The sequence below is a fragment of the Vibrio sp. 2130-1 genome, from assembly GCF_033339515.1.
The window spans coordinates 1-843 of the sequence record NZ_JAWOUT010000149.1 but is presented as its reverse complement, the minus strand read 5'-3'; the positions used below and the strand labels follow the sequence as shown (position 1 = coordinate 843).

1 protein-coding gene is annotated in these 843 nt (G+C 46.3%); it reads right to left on the bottom strand.

All coding sequences use genetic code 11. From position 1 onward, the window contains the following. Positions 1-214: 214 nt before the first annotated feature. A partial coding sequence (locus tag R7Q09_RS24815) for an IS5 family transposase (protein ID WP_318143779.1) occupies positions 215-843 on the bottom strand: 629 nt, incomplete at its 5' end.

Below are 843 nucleotides of genomic sequence, written 5' to 3'. Positions count from 1 at the left end.
CTTTAGTGAACGCTCATCTATCAATGTTAGTGCTCAAGCTGGTCTTACAGAAGATACTCCCGACTTTCAATTAACAGTACGAGTACCTTTTAATTTGTAAAATGGATATTAGGCCCTTGAGTCTTGGGCCTAATTTATCGTTAGCGCCTAGTGTTCGCATGGCTTTGTTGCTTAATTCGGTGAGAAGACATGGTAGCCCCATGTTGATCAGTTCTTAAACAACATACCGAGTTTCAGGCATACCAAGCCCTGTAAGCTTGTTCAGCGCTTTGATCATAGCGTAAGTCTCGCCAACCTGAGCATTATAATTTCTTAGACGTAATTTCCCACCTAGCAACTGTTTTACTCGGTACATTGCGGTCTCTGACAGAGAGCGCTTATGATAGCCATACCGCTTTTTCCACTTCTTGTTGGAGCCGTAGAGCTTCTGGCAACCTCCCGCTAAGTTACGAGGATGCCCTTGCTCCCAGAAGGCTGCTCCTTCTCTTGGCGGGATGAGCGGAACAGCTCGCTTGATCCGTATGGCATCATGGCAATTCCTTGTGTCATAAGCACCATCGCCTGATATCTCAATGATTTTACGACGTGTCTGCTTAAGCAAGTTGGGAAGTACTTCGGCATCGGTTACGTTAGATAAGCTCAGCTCTGCTGCGACTATTTCGTGGGTGCTAGTATCTACTGCGATATGCAGCTTACGCCAAACCCTACGCTTCCCGTCAGTACCATGCTTCTTGACCTTCCATTCACCTTCGCCATAAACCTTGAGGCCAGTGGCATCAATGGCTAGGTGTTGTATCGCACCTCTGGTTTTAGTTTTAAATGAAACCTCAACTTCCTTAGCTC